Source organism: Shewanella sp., from assembly GCF_047975355.1.
Lineage (GTDB): Bacteria > Pseudomonadota > Gammaproteobacteria > Enterobacterales > Shewanellaceae > Shewanella.
The window spans coordinates 1-15,969 of record NZ_JBKEDJ010000031.1; the positions used below are offsets into that span (position 1 = coordinate 1).

The 15,969-nt window shown below is 47.9% G+C and carries 16 protein-coding genes; 9 read left to right on the forward strand and 7 right to left on the reverse strand.

Annotation, left to right across the window (positions count from 1 at the left end; genetic code table 11):
• Positions 1 to 26: 26 nt before the first annotated feature.
• A complete protein-coding gene (locus ACK5NH_RS10265) occupies positions 27 to 1,265 on the reverse strand; it encodes an efflux RND transporter periplasmic adaptor subunit (protein WP_416919807.1) in 1,239 nt (412 codons plus the stop codon).
• A gap of 359 nt (positions 1,266 to 1,624) precedes the next feature.
• Here ACK5NH_RS10265 and ACK5NH_RS10270 point away from each other — a divergent pair, with 359 nt between their 5' ends.
• Positions 1,625 to 2,248: a TetR/AcrR family transcriptional regulator gene (locus tag ACK5NH_RS10270; protein ID WP_416919809.1), complete on the forward strand. Its 624-nt coding sequence runs from the start codon at positions 1,625 to 1,627 to the stop codon at positions 2,246 to 2,248.
• A 108-nt stretch (positions 2,249 to 2,356) separates the two neighbouring features.
• On the opposite strand, the gene ACK5NH_RS10275 is transcribed toward ACK5NH_RS10270, so the two are convergent.
• Positions 2,357 to 2,785 carry an OsmC family protein gene (locus tag ACK5NH_RS10275; protein ID WP_416919811.1) on the reverse strand — a complete coding sequence of 143 codons (429 nt, stop codon included), beginning with the start codon at positions 2,783 to 2,785 and terminating at the stop codon, positions 2,357 to 2,359.
• Positions 2,786 to 2,988: 203 nt separating this feature from the next.
• Here ACK5NH_RS10275 and ACK5NH_RS10280 point away from each other — a divergent pair, with 203 nt between their 5' ends.
• The gene (locus tag ACK5NH_RS10280; RefSeq protein ID WP_416919813.1) at positions 2,989 to 3,810 is read left to right on the forward strand and encodes a substrate-binding periplasmic protein; all 822 of its coding nucleotides are present in this window, start codon (positions 2,989 to 2,991) and stop codon (positions 3,808 to 3,810) included.
• 17 nt (positions 3,811 to 3,827) lie between these two features.
• On the opposite strand, the gene ACK5NH_RS10285 is transcribed toward ACK5NH_RS10280, so the two are convergent.
• Positions 3,828 to 4,721: a LysR family transcriptional regulator gene (locus tag ACK5NH_RS10285; RefSeq protein ID WP_416919815.1), complete on the reverse strand. Its 894-nt coding sequence runs from the start codon at positions 4,719 to 4,721 to the stop codon at positions 3,828 to 3,830.
• Between the two features lie 131 nt (positions 4,722 to 4,852).
• On the opposite strand from ACK5NH_RS10285, the gene ACK5NH_RS10290 reads away from it, so the two are divergent.
• Positions 4,853 to 6,109, forward strand: coding sequence for an adenylosuccinate synthase (locus ACK5NH_RS10290; protein WP_011716179.1), 1,257 nt, complete (start codon positions 4,853 to 4,855; stop codon positions 6,107 to 6,109).
• Positions 6,110 to 6,276: 167 nt separating this feature from the next.
• Positions 6,277 to 6,690, forward strand: a complete 414-nt coding sequence (locus ACK5NH_RS10295) for a thioesterase family protein (protein WP_011625531.1) — start codon at positions 6,277 to 6,279, stop codon at positions 6,688 to 6,690.
• Here the strand turns inward: ACK5NH_RS10295 and ACK5NH_RS10300 are convergent.
• Together ACK5NH_RS10300 and ACK5NH_RS10305 are read right to left on the reverse strand one after the other, a co-directional pair.
• Positions 6,679 to 8,205, reverse strand: a complete 1,527-nt coding sequence (locus tag ACK5NH_RS10300; RefSeq protein WP_416919818.1) for a putative bifunctional diguanylate cyclase/phosphodiesterase — start codon at positions 8,203 to 8,205, stop codon at positions 6,679 to 6,681. The two genes, ACK5NH_RS10295 and ACK5NH_RS10300, sit on opposite strands and share 12 nt — an antisense overlap.
• 83 nt (positions 8,206 to 8,288) lie before the next feature.
• Positions 8,289 to 9,128, reverse strand: a complete 840-nt coding sequence (locus ACK5NH_RS10305) for an HDOD domain-containing protein (RefSeq protein WP_416919820.1) — start codon at positions 9,126 to 9,128, stop codon at positions 8,289 to 8,291.
• A 351-nt stretch (positions 9,129 to 9,479) separates the two neighbouring features.
• On the opposite strand from ACK5NH_RS10305, the gene yegQ reads away from it, so the two are divergent.
• Both yegQ and ACK5NH_RS10315 read left to right on the forward strand, forming a co-directional pair.
• Positions 9,480 to 10,844, forward strand: a complete 1,365-nt coding sequence (gene yegQ, locus ACK5NH_RS10310; protein WP_416919822.1) for a tRNA 5-hydroxyuridine modification protein YegQ — start codon at positions 9,480 to 9,482, stop codon at positions 10,842 to 10,844.
• 3 nt (positions 10,845 to 10,847) lie between these two features.
• Positions 10,848 to 11,099 (forward strand): YfhL family 4Fe-4S dicluster ferredoxin, encoded by a 252-nt coding sequence (locus ACK5NH_RS10315; RefSeq protein ID WP_416919824.1) that lies wholly within the window; start codon positions 10,848 to 10,850, stop codon positions 11,097 to 11,099.
• Positions 11,100 to 11,183: 84 nt separating this feature from the next.
• On the opposite strand, the gene ubiT is transcribed toward ACK5NH_RS10315, so the two are convergent.
• Positions 11,184 to 11,720 carry a ubiquinone anaerobic biosynthesis accessory factor UbiT gene (gene ubiT, locus ACK5NH_RS10320; protein WP_416919826.1) on the reverse strand — a complete coding sequence of 179 codons (537 nt, stop codon included), beginning with the start codon at positions 11,718 to 11,720 and terminating at the stop codon, positions 11,184 to 11,186.
• 138 nt (positions 11,721 to 11,858) lie between these two features.
• Between ubiT and ubiU the strand changes: the two genes are divergently transcribed.
• Positions 11,859 to 12,860, forward strand: a complete 1,002-nt coding sequence (gene ubiU / locus ACK5NH_RS10325; RefSeq protein WP_416919828.1) for a ubiquinone anaerobic biosynthesis protein UbiU — start codon at positions 11,859 to 11,861, stop codon at positions 12,858 to 12,860.
• A gap of 33 nt (positions 12,861 to 12,893) precedes the next feature.
• Entirely contained in the window at positions 12,894 to 13,766 is an 873-nt protein-coding gene (locus ACK5NH_RS10330) for a U32 family peptidase (RefSeq protein WP_416919830.1), read from the forward strand.
• 34 nt (positions 13,767 to 13,800) lie between these two features.
• On the opposite strand, the gene ACK5NH_RS10335 is transcribed toward ACK5NH_RS10330, so the two are convergent.
• Positions 13,801 to 14,508: a DUF998 domain-containing protein gene (locus ACK5NH_RS10335; protein ID WP_416919832.1), complete on the reverse strand. Its 708-nt coding sequence runs from the start codon at positions 14,506 to 14,508 to the stop codon at positions 13,801 to 13,803.
• Between the two features lie 702 nt (positions 14,509 to 15,210).
• Between ACK5NH_RS10335 and ACK5NH_RS10340 the strand changes: the two genes are divergently transcribed.
• Positions 15,211 to 15,969 (forward strand): YjiH family protein (locus ACK5NH_RS10340; protein ID WP_416919834.1); only part of this gene is annotated, 759 nt, incomplete at its 3' end.

Below are 15,969 nucleotides of genomic sequence, written 5' to 3' on the forward strand. Positions count from 1 at the left end.
ACTGCGACAACATTCTGTTGGATTCCTTAACCGCGGCTCGCTACTTCAACGTCTGGGGTGGTGATATTTTCTTGATGTTTATCAAGCAGTAATTGAGCTTGACGAAGCGCATCTAGCTGTTCACTGTCGGCCATATCAACTATATGTGGCTCAATTTGCATCTTAGGACGAACCCTTTGCATGCCATTGACGACGATTTTGTCGTTTGCCGCTAAACCTTGCTTAACAATGCGTAAACCTTGAACTTTTTCACCTAGGGTGACACCGCGGTACTCCACTGTGCCATCGTTTGCCACCACTAAGACGAACTTGTTGTTCAGATCCGTGCCCACGGCTTTATCGTCGATTAAAATGCCGTCGTAGGCGCCACTACCTGCGGTACGTAATCTGGCGAATAGACCAGGGAGCAAGCTGTTGTCTTCATTGCTAAACGTGGCACGTACTCGAATAGTGCCCGTCTGCCTGTCCATCGAGTTATCGACAAAATCCACTAGGCCTATGTGTTGATATTCGCGCTCGTTGGCCAGCGCCATATACACGGGATTGTCGCCAGCACGAGGGTCTTTACGCTTTTTCTCGGCAGTTAACTTGACGTATTTCAGGTAGGTTTGCTCATCCACATCGAAGTAGGCATACATGCTGGCGGTCGACACTAAGCTGGTTAACACACTCTGCCCCGCAGACACATAGTTACCCGCAGTGACATTAGCGTAGGAGGCACGGCCATCAATCGGTGCGCGCACTTGGGTGTAATCTAAGTCCAGCTCGGCGCGTAGCAACGCTGCTTTTACAGAGGCTACGGCCGCCGTGGTTTGGCGTTTGTTAGACTCGCGGGTATCGAGTAATTCTGCCGATACCGCCTTTTGGGCAAAGAGTTTGCGGGCACGTTTTAAGTCGTTAGTGGCCAGTTGCTCAGCAGAAAGCGCGCTAGCAAGATCTGCTCTTAACCGGGCCACTTCCGCTTCGAACACACTCGCATCGATATGGAATAGCACATCGCCTTTTTTCACTAAGGCGCCTTCTTTAAAGTTTACCGACGCGATATAGCCAGATACGCGTGGCACTAAGGTCACACTCTCTGGCGCCTGCAAACGGCCGGTAAATTCATCCCACTCGGTAACACGCTCATGCAATACTTGAGCAACATCAACCTTAGGTGCTCCCGGCGCTTGCCCCTGCTGGGCTTCGGGTTCACCACAGGCCGAAAGGACAAAAGCCGCCACGGCAGTCAACATCAATATCCGTAAAGGTTGGTTACTTTTCATCTTACAATCCTCATGTGGCAGGCATTTATCTCGTTTAAGACAGACATCAATGATGACACTCGGTCAAAATCAATAAATACCGACTGGTAAAAAACATTATGTACTGAGCGGTAATATATAATGTAAAATGACCCTGTCAACAGATTTTTGTACCGATGAGTATTTAATTTTTTGTGACAGCTTGATAAACATGTAGTTAAGCCTTTGAGGTAATTAGCCACAGCGAATGCGCTATGTGGGCTTGAATGGACGATATTTTTGGTGAGTTACTCACCTAACCCGCAGACAGCAGGCAAGAGTGGCTGGACATGAACTAAACCCATGTCTATCCTAGGGGCAATTGAGAATTGAGGAGCTTAATGATGTCAACCGTCACCCAGACGCCCTGCGTAGGTCGCCCGCGAGCCTTCGACGCCGACGATGCATTGGCCAAAGCCTTGGAAGTCTTCTGGCAAAAAGGTTTTGAAGGTACATCGTTAACCGATCTAACTCAGGCCATGGGCATCAATAAACCCAGCCTTTACGCCGCTTTTGGTAACAAAGAGCAGCTGTTTCTGAAAGCGATCGAGTTATACGAGCAGCGCCCCTGTGCGTTTTTCTATCCATCGCTTGAAAAAGAAACCGCCTATCAAGTAGCTGAATCCATGCTCTATGGCGCGGCAACCACTTTGGTGGATAAGAATCACCCTCAAGGCTGCTTGATAGTTCAAGGCGCCCTCGCCTGTAGCGAAGCGGGACAAGCCATTAAAGAGACTTTAATCACCCGTCGCCGTGATGGTGAGCAAGCTTTATGCGAACGTTTTCAACGGGCAAAGGATGAAGGCGATCTCCCCACTGACGCCGATCCCCTACTACTGGCCCGATACATAGGCACAGTGTTGCAAGGCATGGCAGTGCAGGCAACCAATGGCATTTGTCCGAATGAACTGCGTAAAGTCGCCGAGCTAGTGTTAGCTAATTTCCCTAAGAACAAGGTTGATTAAACCTGTTCGGGTTGCACGCATTGAATTCGCTATTGCAATAAAGGTGATTAATATAAACCCCAGTTAATACTGGGGTTTATGCTTTGTGGCTCGTCAATATAATCGGGATTAGTGCTTAACTTGGTGAGTGACTAAACTTGGACGCAGCAGATTGTCATGGACGGGACAACGGTTACACACAGCGTCTAAGAACTCATTCTTTTGTGCATCTGTTAAGTCGGCATCTATGCTGGCGTTGATCGCAATCTCCTTAAATCCCACGGGGTCGTCCGAGGGTTGGCCTAACAGACCCGCCGAATTCATCACCGCTCTCACATGCACATCAAACTGGCGAATCGTGATACTACGCTCACGCGCAACCATCTTGGCAATCGCCGAAATACAGCCACCAAGCGAAAATAAGAAAGTTTCTAGAGGGTTAGCGCCCTCATTGGTGGCACTGGGCTGATCTATGATCAGCAAATGCTCACGCACTTGCGCTGTGACCTTCCAACCACTTCCCATATGCGTGGTGACCTCTATGACTTTTTCGGTCATGGCAAACTCCATTAGTTTTTTTTCAATCAGATTATTCTAATAATTAAAAAACAGAAAGTCACAATCTAAGATCACAGTTTTATGTGTCTAAATTGTTTTGCAATAAACAATCTAAGCCACACCACAAATTGTAAAATGATTAGGTTCGCAACAGGCAGTTATGATATAAATTTCTATTAGGAATAGGATGATATGGAAGTAAGATGCGTGCTTGCAGCCCGACAAGGAATGAATTTCAGCGAGTGATGGCCCTCCCGCTGGCATTGTTATCTGCTGCTTTCTTGCTTTTACTCTCTGCCACAGACAACTTCTCCTTCGCCCACGAAAGCCAAGCTAACCCCACACAAGCCGCATCACAGAGTATTACCTTAGCCGCCGAAGACAGCTGGCCCCCCTTTGCCAATCAGTTTGGTCAAGGGATCTCCCATCGCCTTATCGCCGCAGCATTCAAGCAGTCTCAGGTAGAAGTGAATAGCCTAGTCGTTCCCTATAGCCGAGCCTTAATGATGGCCGAAAAAGGCGCCGTTGATGGGGTCTTTAACGTTACCCGCGAGGCCAGTACCGAGCAACGTTTTGTGTTTGGCAACACCCCTCTATTTGTGGCTCAAGCCTCTTTTTATCAACGTAAACAACGCCCCCTGCTCGCAGCCAATAAATGGGAAATCCCCAAGGGCAGCATAGTCGGCGTGATAAAAAGCTATGAATATGGCGATGAGTTTCCTGAACTCGTGAAACAGCGCCAATTGAATGTAGTGACGGTTGCCAACCAACAACAATTGATTAATTTACTGATGATTGGCCGAATCGATGCTGCGGTAATGTTCGACTTAGTTGCTCAGGAAAACCTGCAAAAAATGGGCGTCAGTGACGATGTGATCCCCGCCTTTAATAACCACAGCAGCGAGATTTATTTGGCCTTTTCGAAGGAAAATCCCAAAGCCGCCCAATTCGCTAAAGAGTTAGATCAGGGCTTAACCCAGTTAAAAGCCAACGGGCAGTATCAACAACTGCTTAGCCCTAAGTAACTTTTCAAAACCGCGAATTAGCTCCCCTGAGTGCGGATAATCTCTTGATTCACCCAATGTAACAGCTGCTTAATCGCTTTCGATAGGATCTGATTCTGCCGCACAATGTAACCCAAACTGGTACTCGGAAATTGTGGCAGTGGCGTGACTTTGCTCTTTAAGTGCGTTTTAGTGTAAATCGAAAACTCGGGCACAATCGCTACCCCAAAGCCTGCCTCGGCCCAATCGATTTGCGCATCCACACTGCCGACTTCCATGATCCGATAACTGGGTAAGTTTAAGGTGGGTAATGCGGGGTCGAGCAACTCTCGAGTACGGGTATCATGCCCAAGCAGGATCAAGGTTGGCCGCTCCGCATGGGGCATATCATGGCTGGCTTGGTTCTGTTGCCACAATTCTAAATTATCTCCAAGGGCACACCACTTGATTTGCTGTAGCTCGGTAAAATGCAGCGGCTGACTCTCCTTTTGGGCGATCACAAAGCCTAAATCCGCCTCGGCATTGGTCACCAGCTCCGAGGCTTGGGATGACGTCGTATTGAGTAAGGAAAAATCAATCCCTGGGAATTCTGCTTTAAATAACTGAAATGGCTGAATGAGTAGCAAACGCGAAATGATATCGCTGGCCGCGATGGTTAAGGTTCCTTGGCTAAGCTCGTTGATGGCATTGAGATCCGCCTGGCAGACTTGCAACTCCATCAAAGTCTTCTGACTGCTCTCAAGCAAACGGAACCCCGCTTGGGTTAATCTAAATGGATTGCGCTCAATCAACTTAACTCGGGTATTCTGCTCGAGTTGTTTGATGTGCAGGCTGACATTAGGCTGCGTCATATGCAGCGCCGCGGCCGCCTTACCGAAATGCTTGCACTCAGCTAAGGTCACGAAGGTCTTTAACCAATGAAGTTCGAGCATAGTATTTATCCCAATCCATCAATTCTGCCCTATCATATATGAATTTCATATCACGACGATAACTATAATTAATTTCTCTTATTCATTGACGAGGTCTAGCATAACCGCTTAATCAATGTGGAGATGATGTTATGCCGTCTATCGTGGTTGTGGGTGCAAATTGGGGTGATGAAGGCAAAGGCCGCATCGTAGATTATTTAGCCGCAGATGCTGCAGCGAGTGTCCGCTTCCAAGGCGGTAACAACGCAGGCCATACGGTCGTAAACGACTTTGGCACCTTTAAATTACACCAATTACCTAGCGGTATTTTCAATCCAAACTGCGTTGCAGTTCTTGGCCCAGGCATGGTGATCAGCCCAGAAAAACTCAGCGTTGAAATCGCTGAAGTCGAAGCGGCTGGCATTGAAGTTAAACTGTGCATTTCTGACCGTGCGACCCTGTGCTTACCTATCCATGCACTGGAAGATACCTTAGAAGAACAGCGTTTAGGCGATTTAGCCTATGGTTCAACCCGTCAAGGGATTGCCCCAGCCTATGGCGACCGCGTGATGAAAAAGGGCATCTTAGTTGGTTGGCTAAACCAACCCGAAGTGCTACAAGAACGCATTCAATTTATGCTCGACTGGAAATTACCCCAGTTAAAAGCACTGTACCCAAGCTGTGACTTTAGCCAAACTGCCGCCGAAATGACTCAGTGGTTATTGGATGTGACTGCGCCATGGCGTCCATTCATTTGCAACGTCACTGAGCCATTAAAAGCCTTACAAAAACAAGATGCTAACTTGTTATTTGAAGCGCAATTAGGCGCGGGTCGCGACTTAATTTACGGTGAGTATCCTTACACTACTTCTTCTAACGTGACGGCGGCTTTCGCAGGTCTAGGTAGTGGTTTACCCGCACTGCGCCCAGAGCGGGTGATTGCGGTAGCTAAAGCCTTTAGCTCATCTGTAGGTACTGGTACCTTAGTCACCGCAATGGAAGAGCAGGATGACTTCCGTAAAAACGCCAACGAGTTTGGTGCGACTACGGGTCGTCCACGTGATATGGGTTACTTCGATGCCGTTGCTACTCGTAATGGTGTTGAGCTGCAAGCAGCGACTGAAATCGCACTAACCAAGATTGACTGCCTGACCGGCATGAAAGATCTTAAGATTTGTGTTGCCTACGAAGGCGAGCACACTGAAAATCCCATTTGGCCACAAACTGCAGCATTAAGCCCAGTGTATGAGCAAATGGAAAGCTGGAGCGAAGACATCACTGGCTGTCGCACCTTCGAAAGCCTGCCAAAGGCGGCTCAACATTATGTTGAGCGCATCGAAGCCTTAATGGGCGTGCGTGTGAGCATGGTGTCTGTAGGACCAGAACGCGACCAGATGATCATTCGCTAAGCGCTAGGCTTTAGCCACCGATTACCCTACAAAAAAGCCATATTCGTTTCGGCGAATATGGCTTTTTACTTTGTGTCGCCTAAGTGTTTTCCCCACACCTTGGGTTTTGTTTAGCCCGATAAACCGCTAGACTGCGCTCAATCAACATACTTCATATCGAAAACGCCATGCCGCAATTTAGCCCAAGTTATTCTTTCCCTGTGCAAATTTACTATGAAGATACCGATTTTTCTGGCGTAGTGTATCACCCGAACTTTTTGAAATACTTCGAGCGCGCCCGTGAGCATGTGATTGGTGCCGAGCGTTTACGCGACCTCTGGCAACAGCAGCAATTGGGTTTTGCGGTGTATCGCAGCGATATGTTGTGCCACGAAGGGGTGGAGTTTGCCGATATCATCGATATCCGCACTAAGTTCTACTTTGAGAGTAAATATCGCACCGTCTGGCATCAGGAAATTTGGCGCCCAAACGGTAAAAAACCAGCGGTTACGGCTACTATCGAAATGGTATGTATGAATCAGGCGCGCCAACTTGCGCCCATGCCCGCCGACTTAATCGCCCAATTAAGCCTAGGGATGTGAGCCATTGACGCAGAGCATTTCTGGCGTTGGCCGTAGTTGCTCCCAGTTCATTTCAAGCTCTGCCGCCCGCATAGGCTTTGCATAAACCATCCCTTGAATGCGATCGACGCCCATATTCACTAACATATCATGAACTTCGATCGTTTCGACGCCTTCAACCGTCACCTCGTAGCCCAGCTTTTTAGCGATATTAATGCTAGCCTCAAGGATATATTCCGAAGGTTTATTCGGTTCAAGATCCCTAAGAAAGGCTTTATCGATTTTGACTTCATTAGCGGGTAAATGCTTTAAATACGCGAGGGACGAATGGCCAGTACCAAAATCATCGATCGCCAATTTGATCCCAAGGCGGCGGATTTTTTCAAGAGTTTCCACGGCCTTATTTAAATCCGCCATCAGAGTGCTCTCGGTGATTTCAATCATTAAGCATTCTGGCGGTAGCTTGTAATATTCGAGACGCGCGGCAATATCCTGGGGTAAGGTTTCACTATCGAGATCACGGGTTGAGAGATTGAGCGCCACACACACAGATATGCCCGCCACACGCCATTTCACTTGCTGCAGTAACACTTGCTCTAGCGCCCAATTGCTCACTAGATCTATCATGCCAGCGCATTCTGCCAGCGGAATAAATTCTCCAGGGGAAATAAACCCTAGCTCCTCATGCTCCCAGCGAATTAATGCTTCAACTTGAGTGCAGGAACCAGTGTGCATATCCTGCTTAGGCTGGTACACCATATACAGATGATTTCGCTGCAAGCCACTCGGAAGACTGTCGATAATCTTAAGCTCCCTCAACTGGCGAATATCATCATTTTCACTGTAACAGGCGATGGCACTCCGAGTGGCGCGGGCCTTTTTGAGGGCAAGATCTAGCCTTCTGAGCATATGGCTCACATCAGCATGATGCTCTGCTAATTGCAAACAACCAATCTGCATTCGCACACTCACTGGCGTATCTTTGATTTTAAAGGGAACTTGCAGACGGCCACGTAAGTGCAGCAGTTGCTCCTCTGACAGACTTTGCTCGTAATAGAGGAAAAACTCATCACCGTTTAGACGCGCAATCAACTTTGGTTTAAGGCTTAAGCTCGTTAATCGGTCAGCAAACTGCTTAAGCAGAATATCCCCAAACACAAAACCCAATAGATCATTCACATAACGAAAGCGATAGATATCAATAAGCACTAAGGTGCCTTGAGTGATGGGCATCATGGCGGTCAGTGAGCGCTTGAGTCCGACACGGTTATTCAGCCCGGTGAGTTTGTCCTTACCCATGCCTGCAGGCAGCGCTGCGAGCATCTCGTTTAGGGAATGATAAAGCGGTGCAAACTCCTGCGGCACCACAGGCACATTCAAAGGACGGCGTTCAATCTTTTGCTGATCGAGCTGCGAGCATAATTGCGCCAAAAATCGCTGCTGTAGCCGCAGAGCCTGGTATCTTGCCAGTAATATATAAAGCACGGCTATCAAGATGATAACCAGTGCTAAACCGATAAATCCCACAATAACCATAGTTTGGCCTCAATCTTACCACGTAAGCTTATACACCATTCTCCCCAACACAGGGTAAGATTGGCTCCCTCTAGGCCCTACGACTACTGGTAACTCTCTCTGATTGAATGGAATTTATCCATAAATTCATCACTCGCTAAATCGCTCGCCGAGACGGGTAAACCACGACTCACAAAGACCTCCATCCGTTGCTCGAAATCGGCACCTGCACGTAACTCACCTGTGTAAAAGGCGGCAGCACGGATAAAATCTAAATAAGTGACATGGTCTGGCAGATAAGGTAAATCCGCCCAACGCTCAACAACTTCCATTACCTCTGGCGCAAAAGCCCAACTTTTTAATACCGCACGTCCCAGTGGACCTTGCATTTTACGTACTAAAGAGCGCAATTGATCAATACTGGTGAATAATTCTGGATGGGCTTCGGCTTCGGTCAGAACTGGTAATGCACCGATATTATGGACGAGACCTGCCAAGGTTAAGGTATCTAGATTGAGCAGACCGGGGTGACGCTTATTATACATTTGCAACATGGCGCAAGCGGCGGCTGTCACCTCAATGGAGGTACGCCACACTTCATCCATGACTTCCCATACCATTTCATTGGTGGAAATAAATAGCTGCTCCATCGCAACCGAGGTCGCAATACTCTTGATTTGGATGAGGCCAATACGAGAAACCGCACTACTAATACTCTCAGCGGGAATGCCACGGCTATACAAGGCACTGTTGGCAACTTTAATGATACGCGCCGAAATCGCAGCGTCTTGACCGATCACTTCAGCCACTTGCTTTAGGCTCGCATCGGAGCGACTCACCACTTCTTGTACCCGCATGGCGACTTCGGGCAAGGTTGGCAACACTAAAGCATCATCTTTTAATTTTTTGAGTAATCCGACTAACAGTAGATGTTCGGTAGACATCTTCGCTCCCATCAATCTGCAAACATAAATCTTCAATAATTGGAGTATATCAGTTGCCCACCGATTGATGGGCAGAAAAAAGCAACAGACGTTAATTATTTGTATGACGCTGTTATCAATTTCCCCCAGAACGGCATCAACTATTTCAGGGTAAATCAATTCAACTAGGCTACAAATAGCCAATCCGTTCAAATCCTCAATTTGCCGCCATTATTAGGCTTCTAGGTATATTCGTAAAATGCGAACTATACCTAATCTTAGGCGTAGCAATTTGCATAACCCTACTTTGATTGTGTAAAATGCCGCCCCCGCGCACTGCGCATCCATCTACCAACCAATTCGAGAGTCATTATGTTTAAACCTGAGTTGTTATCTCCCGCAGGGACGCTGAAAAACATGCGTTACGCCTTTGCCTATGGTGCAGATGCCGTGTATGCCGGTCAGCCGAGATACAGCCTAAGGGTACGTAATAACGACTTTAAAATGGAAAACCTAGCCACAGGCATCGAAGAAGCTCATGCGTTGGGTAAAAAGCTTTATGTGGTGAGTAACATTGCTCCCCACAATGCCAAGCTGAAAACCTATATTAAAGATATGGAGCCGGTTGTGGCAATGAAGCCCGATGCGCTGATTATGTCAGATCCAGGTTTAATCATGATGGTGCGTGAGGCCTTCCCTGAACAGGTAGTGCATTTATCGGTGCAAGCCAACGCCATTAACTGGGCGTCGGTCAAATTCTGGCAGACCCAAGGCATTAAACGGGTGATTTTATCCCGTGAATTATCCTTAGATGAAATCGAAGAAATTCGTCAGCGCTGCCCCGATATCGAGTTAGAAGTGTTTGTTCACGGCGCCCTGTGTATGGCCTACTCAGGCCGCTGTTTACTGTCGGGCTATATCAACAAACGCGACCCAAACCAAGGCACTTGCACTAACGCCTGTCGCTGGAAATACGATGTACACGAAGCGCAGCAAACTGACTCGGGCGATATTATTGCCACCCCAAATGCGGTGCAAATCGAAACCCCGACCTTAGGTTCTGGCCCTGCGACCGACCAAATCTTCTTGCTGCAAGAAGCCAATCGCCCCGGCGAGTACATGCCAGCGTTTGAAGATGAGCATGGCACTTATATCATGAACTCTAAGGACCTTCGCGCAATCCAACACGTTGAGCGTTTAGCGAAAATGGGCATCGACTCGCTTAAGATCGAAGGCCGAACTAAGTCTTTCTACTATGTGGCCCGTACCGCCCAGCTATACCGTCAGGCCATCGATGATGCAGCCTCTGGTAAGAGCTTCGATCGCAGCTTGATGAACCAACTCGAAGGCTTAGCGCATCGCGGCTACACCGAAGGTTTCTTACGTCGCCACGTGCATGATGAATATCAAAACTACGACTATGGCTACTCGGTCAGCGATACCCAACAATTTGTGGGTGAATTAACCGGTAAACGTAATCTGGCCGGTCTTGCCGAAATCGAAGTGAAGAACAAATTCTCTGTCGGCGATAGCGTTGAATTAATGACGCCGCAGGGCAATATCAGCCTCACCATCGAACAACTCGAGAACCGCAAAGCCGAATCGGTTGAAGCGGGATTAGGTTCGGGCCATACCGTTTACTTGCCCGTGCCGAAAGAGGTTGATCTGAACCATGGCATTTTACTGCGTAATCTGCCCCAAGGTCAGGATACCCGCAACCCACACGAAGCAGGCTAAGGCATGGCATTACTGATCGACGACAGCTGCATAAATTGCGACATGTGTGAACCTGAATGTCCTAATCAGGCCATCACCATGGGGGAAGAAATCTATGAAATCGACCCAGACCGCTGCACCGAATGCGTAGGCCATTACGATAAGCCGACCTGCGTCTCCGTCTGTCCGATTGATTGTATTGACCCAGACCCTAACCGCGTCGAGTCCCACGATGAGCTGTTAGTCAAATTCGCCATACTCACGCAAAAAGTCTGAGTGAGTGCCAACCGTTTACTCAACAAAAAAGCCCTGCAATACTGCAGGGCTTTTATTTATCAATCAGTTATTGCCAATACAGTATTAACTCATGCTCGGAGATTTGCCCAAGATAATCGTCGGTTTTGCCTCAAGCTGCAAACGTACAATCGCATCGGCCAGCTTTTCAACGCTTAAGCGGATTGGTGTCGGCAAGCTAGCAAACTCGATACTCAGCAGCAGATTCTTCACCTCAAGCCCTAATTCAGTATCGCCTTCGATACTCAGTTTTCGTTGGAAAAACAGCGTATCCGGGTCTTCTTTCGCCGCGGCGACCAGCAAGAGCTCGGGGGAGTTAGCACTAAAACAGACCTGCGCATTTGTGAGTTCACGCACCTGCCAGCGGCCATCGAAACTCACTTCAAAATACAGATTTAAATCTTCAACCCGAATCGCAACCCACTTACCCGCCAAGAAATCTAACTCGCCATCTTCGGCCTGCTGCGCCAGCAGTTGCGTCAAGAGTTGGCTGAGCACCTTGGCCTTGAGGCTAAAGGGCACTTTGGAGAGTGGCAAACGGATCAGTTTTGGGGTGAGTTCGAGCAATTGTTTTGCAAGATTAGCTGAAAAAACAGCGGACATAAGCGGCTACCTGAGGATAAAAAACACTATATCTCCCAGTTTACCGAGATTTTATGATCTTAAACCTGTTTTAAATCAATTCACCGCCATTCAATCTTCCCTAAACTCTGCCCCTGTTATTTTATCGGGAGCACCATTATGGAGTTGTTGTGTCCAGCAGGAAATCTGGCCTCGCTAAAGTCGGCGCTGCAGGCCGGAGCCGATGCTGTCTACCTTGGTTTAAAGGATGATACCAATGCACGTTCATTCGCGGGCTTAAACTTCACCCCCGCAAAATTACAGGAAGCCGCCGAGCTGACCCATCAGCGGGGCAAGAAAATCTTCCTCACTTTAAATACTTTTCCTAAGCCGAATGAGGAACACCGTTGGTATCAGGCGATTGACTTAGCGGCCAGCATTGGCGTCGATGCCTTAATCGTTGCCGATCTGTCGCTGCTCGATTATGCCCATAGGCAATATCCCCATATTCCGCTGCATTTATCGGTACAGGCGAGCGCGACTAACTTGGGCGCGCTGAGCTTTTATAAAGAAGCCTTTAATATCGCGCGGGTGGTATTACCCAGAGTGCTGTCGATGAAGCAAGTGCGTGACTTAGCCAAGGTCAGTCCGGTCGATTTAGAAGTATTTGCCTTTGGTAGCCTGTGCATTATGGCCGAAGGACGCTGCCACTTGTCCTCCTATGTCACTGGCCAATCACCAAATACTGGCGGTTCTTGCTCCCCGGCGAAACACGTGCGCTGGCAAGAACAGGGGCAAGACAGATTGACTCGGCTCAACGAGGTCTTAATTGATAAGTCTGGGCTGGATGAACAGATGGGCTACCCCGTCGTCTGCAAAGGGCGTTATCTCACCCAAGACGATGATAAGCCGCAATACCTGCTCGAGTCCCCAACCAGCTTAAATACCCTTAGCTTGCTGCCTGAGCTTGCCAAGGCGGGCATAGTGTCACTCAAGATTGAGGGACGTCAGCGCAGCCCAGCCTATGTGGAGCAGGTAACCAAGGTTTGGCGTCAAGCGATTGATACCTATCTTAATCATCCAGATAAATTCCAAACGCAAGCCCATTGGGAGCATGCCCTTGCCAAAGTTTCAGAAGGGCAAATTACCACCCTGGGTGCCTACGAGCGTGACTGGCAATAACCCTAGCGATAACCCATGTAAGAAGAAACGATTATGAAAATTTCCCTCGGCCCACTGCTCTATTGCTGGGAAAAACAACAGGTCATCGACTTTTACCAGCAAGTGGCCAACAGTCAGATCCCGTTAGTGTATTTGGGTGAAGCCGTTTGTAGCCGTCGACGCGAACTCAAGTTTGGCGACTATCTCGAACTGGCCAAAATGCTTAAATCTGCGGATAAAGAGGTGGTGCTGTCGACACTCGCCCTTATCGAAGCACCCTCTGAATACACTGAGCTGAAACGTCAGGTCAACAATGGCGAATTTAGCATCGAGGCCAACGACATGGCGGCCGTGTATCTCGCCAAGGAGCACAAACTGCCCTTTGTCTGCGGCGCCAGCATCAATAACTACAACCGCGCCAGTTTAGATATTTTGCAGCGCTTTGGTATGCAGCGTTTTGTAATGCCGGTGGAGCTTTCAAAGGCTTGGCTAAGGCAAGTGATTGCAAATAAGCCCGCATTCGAAGTCGAAGTCCTCGGCCATGGCTACTTGCCACTCGCCCACTCGGCGCGCTGTTTTACCGCAAGGCATCAACACTTGTCGAAGGACAGTTGCGAAACCGTTTGCCGCCAATACAGCAAGGGCTTACTGGCGCAGACTCAGGAGGCGCAGCCGCTACTCAGATTGAATGGTATCCAAACCCAGTCCGCAAGCTGTGTCGATTTACGCAGCGAAATCAATGAAATGATAAAGATTGGCGTGGATGTTTTTCGAGTATCGCCCAGTAGCTTAGCTTGCATCACTATAGCCGATGCATTGGTCGAGGCGTTAAATAGCGCGGTAACTGATGCTCAGTTTACTCGCAGCGATGAGCACTGTAATGGTTATTGGTTTGGTGAGGCGGGACTGAAATCCTTAAGCGAATAGCCATAAATTAATTTAACCATTCAGTTTATCTTACTCACTCGGGAGCCTGCTCCTGAGTGAGCCATTTAGGATTTAGCAGCAGCACCACCGTCCAAGCCAATAGGCTCCCAAGCCCAATCCACTCCAGCAATGCAGGCCACCACAAATCGGGCCGAGGCAATTGCAGCACCATTTCTTGATAAAAAGGCCTGTCGCCCTCGGTTAACCCCAGCTCTAATAAGGGGGCGTAGAGAAAGGTCATCATACTCAGCAATACCACAAGCGCTAATAATAGCGTCAAGGGCTGCCGCCTCTGTGAATTAAGGCCTGCCCACAACAAATAACATATTGCACTCGAGCTGCCGAAGTAGAAAAACCACTTCAGGGCGAGAATATGCAAGTGATACACATTGACCGGAAATAACCCAACACAGGCCAAGGCTAAAAACGTCAGCGCCAGCGCGCAGAAGAAGGGGTAGCCCCAAAAACCACTCACGGTTTGTAAGGATGAAAGGCAGTAGAAAGCAATACTTAAGCTACCGAAAAACAGGCCACCATTGAGCACCACCGCTAGGGAAGAATGCCCGTAAGTACCTAATTCACTCAAGGTATGATTCAAAAAGTTGAAGGATCGGGTCTCTGTGTGTTCAAAGCCTAACACCGCCACGCCAATCCCTAGCAATAATCCAAAAACACCAATAAAACCAAACTTAGTGGCGAGCGCAAAACCTCTTGTCGCGACATTCATTTTTGTAACAGTCATGGATAATTTAGCCTAACCAAAGTAGTACTAACTTACATGGAATTACGAAGAATTAAAGCGGCGTTCATCCGCTTTAGGATAAATATTTTATTTCATCACTATTTACGACTTTTTAGTCACTGCCATCCCAATCCAACGCTTAGTCATGAACCAATTTAAAATATGCAAATACCGAGTAAAAACCGCATAAAAATGCACAAACCATTCAGCGAATTACGGATTTTTATCGACCTTTACTAACCCATGACAATTCATGTTAACTAGCTCACATTACATTCGCCAAAACTGAAGTGCCGTTACCACTAACGGCCCAAAAAACCACAAAAGCTGAATATTCGAAGAATCTAAGGAAAAAAATTGTACAAAACCGCCCTTAGAAAATAACAATATCAAGAATAAAACAACTCGATAAACCCGCCATAACACACCCGATTAATTGATTGATTAAATTAATCAAAAAACCAATAAGCATTCAATGCTCGCCAAATTAAGCCCTCATAAACACCCCAAATAACTATGCTATTTTGCTGCTTATCTCAAACAAATTTCCGAATCGTTTTACATGGCGGCGCTAAGCGAGTAATCTTCCCCCTTCTCGATTTTGAGTTGAATGAAAATGCACCTAACATCCGCCTAAATGCGGCTTTGAGGGGCAATTTATTCAAGTTTATTTGTGCGACTCGTACTTTAAGGTGTACACCATTGGCTACTGAACATAAAAACCGCAACATTAAGACGATACTCACCTTTATCGTCCCTTCGCTGATCGGTCTGCTGCTGTTTATGACCCCTATTAGCTACAACGATGCGATTACCATCCCCATCGCAATCATCTCTAAAGCGCTGCAAAGCGTGTTAAGCGATGTATTAACCTTAATCGTGACTGTGATTGTTGTCGCTATGGCCTTGGCTTCGTTGCTGACTAAGTTACTCAAACCTAAGTTTGTGCTGAACAATCACTTCCTCAATGGGTTACTCAATATCAGCCCCATGTGGTTAACGACTCGAGTTGTGGGCGCAGTCTTTATTGTGCTGACCTACTTAGGCATTGGTCCCGAAGTCATTCACTCCTCAAGCACTGGCGCCTTAGTACTGAACGATCTATTACCTGTACTCTTCTCGGTGTTTATCTTCGCAGGTATGTTGCTGCCGCTGCTGTTAAACTTCGGTTTATTAGAGCTATTTGGCACCCTGCTGACCAAAGTGATGCGCCCAGTGTTTAACCTGCCAGGTCGCAGCGCCATCGACTGTATGGCCTCTTGGTTAGGTGATGGTAGCGTTGGGATTTTACTGACCAGCAAGCAATACGAAGCGCGTTTTTACACCCAAAGGGAAGCCGCGGTTATCGGTACGACCTTCTCGGCGGTATCAATTACCTTCAGCTTAGTAGTGATCTCACAGGTGAAGTTGGAGCAAATGTTTGTGCCCTTCTACCTGACCGTATGTTTAGCGGGTTTTGCG

Excerpts from the sequence above, each read along its gene's own strand:
- ACK5NH_RS10265 (WP_416919807.1), bottom strand. The coding sequence starts at position 1,265 with ATGAAAAGTAACCAACCTTTACGGATATTGATGTTGACTGCCGTGGCG.
- ACK5NH_RS10270 (WP_416919809.1), top strand. The coding sequence starts at position 1,625 with ATGATGTCAACCGTCACCCAGACGCCCTGCGTAGGTCGCCCGCGAGCC.
- ACK5NH_RS10275 (WP_416919811.1), bottom strand. The coding sequence starts at position 2,785 with ATGACCGAAAAAGTCATAGAGGTCACCACGCATATGGGAAGTGGTTGG.
- ACK5NH_RS10280 (WP_416919813.1), top strand. The coding sequence starts at position 2,989 with ATGCGTGCTTGCAGCCCGACAAGGAATGAATTTCAGCGAGTGATGGCC.
- ACK5NH_RS10285 (WP_416919815.1), bottom strand. The coding sequence starts at position 4,721 with ATGCTCGAACTTCATTGGTTAAAGACCTTCGTGACCTTAGCTGAGTGC.
- ACK5NH_RS10290 (WP_011716179.1), top strand. The coding sequence starts at position 4,853 with ATGCCGTCTATCGTGGTTGTGGGTGCAAATTGGGGTGATGAAGGCAAA.
- ACK5NH_RS10295 (WP_011625531.1), top strand. The coding sequence starts at position 6,277 with ATGCCGCAATTTAGCCCAAGTTATTCTTTCCCTGTGCAAATTTACTAT.
- ACK5NH_RS10300 (WP_416919818.1), bottom strand. The coding sequence starts at position 8,205 with ATGGTTATTGTGGGATTTATCGGTTTAGCACTGGTTATCATCTTGATA.
- ACK5NH_RS10305 (WP_416919820.1), bottom strand. The coding sequence starts at position 9,128 with ATGTCTACCGAACATCTACTGTTAGTCGGATTACTCAAAAAATTAAAA.
- yegQ (WP_416919822.1), top strand. The coding sequence starts at position 9,480 with ATGTTTAAACCTGAGTTGTTATCTCCCGCAGGGACGCTGAAAAACATG.
- ACK5NH_RS10315 (WP_416919824.1), top strand. The coding sequence starts at position 10,848 with ATGGCATTACTGATCGACGACAGCTGCATAAATTGCGACATGTGTGAA.
- ubiT (WP_416919826.1), bottom strand. The coding sequence starts at position 11,720 with ATGTCCGCTGTTTTTTCAGCTAATCTTGCAAAACAATTGCTCGAACTC.
- ubiU (WP_416919828.1), top strand. The coding sequence starts at position 11,859 with ATGGAGTTGTTGTGTCCAGCAGGAAATCTGGCCTCGCTAAAGTCGGCG.
- ACK5NH_RS10330 (WP_416919830.1), top strand. The coding sequence starts at position 12,894 with ATGAAAATTTCCCTCGGCCCACTGCTCTATTGCTGGGAAAAACAACAG.
- ACK5NH_RS10335 (WP_416919832.1), bottom strand. The coding sequence starts at position 14,508 with ATGACTGTTACAAAAATGAATGTCGCGACAAGAGGTTTTGCGCTCGCC.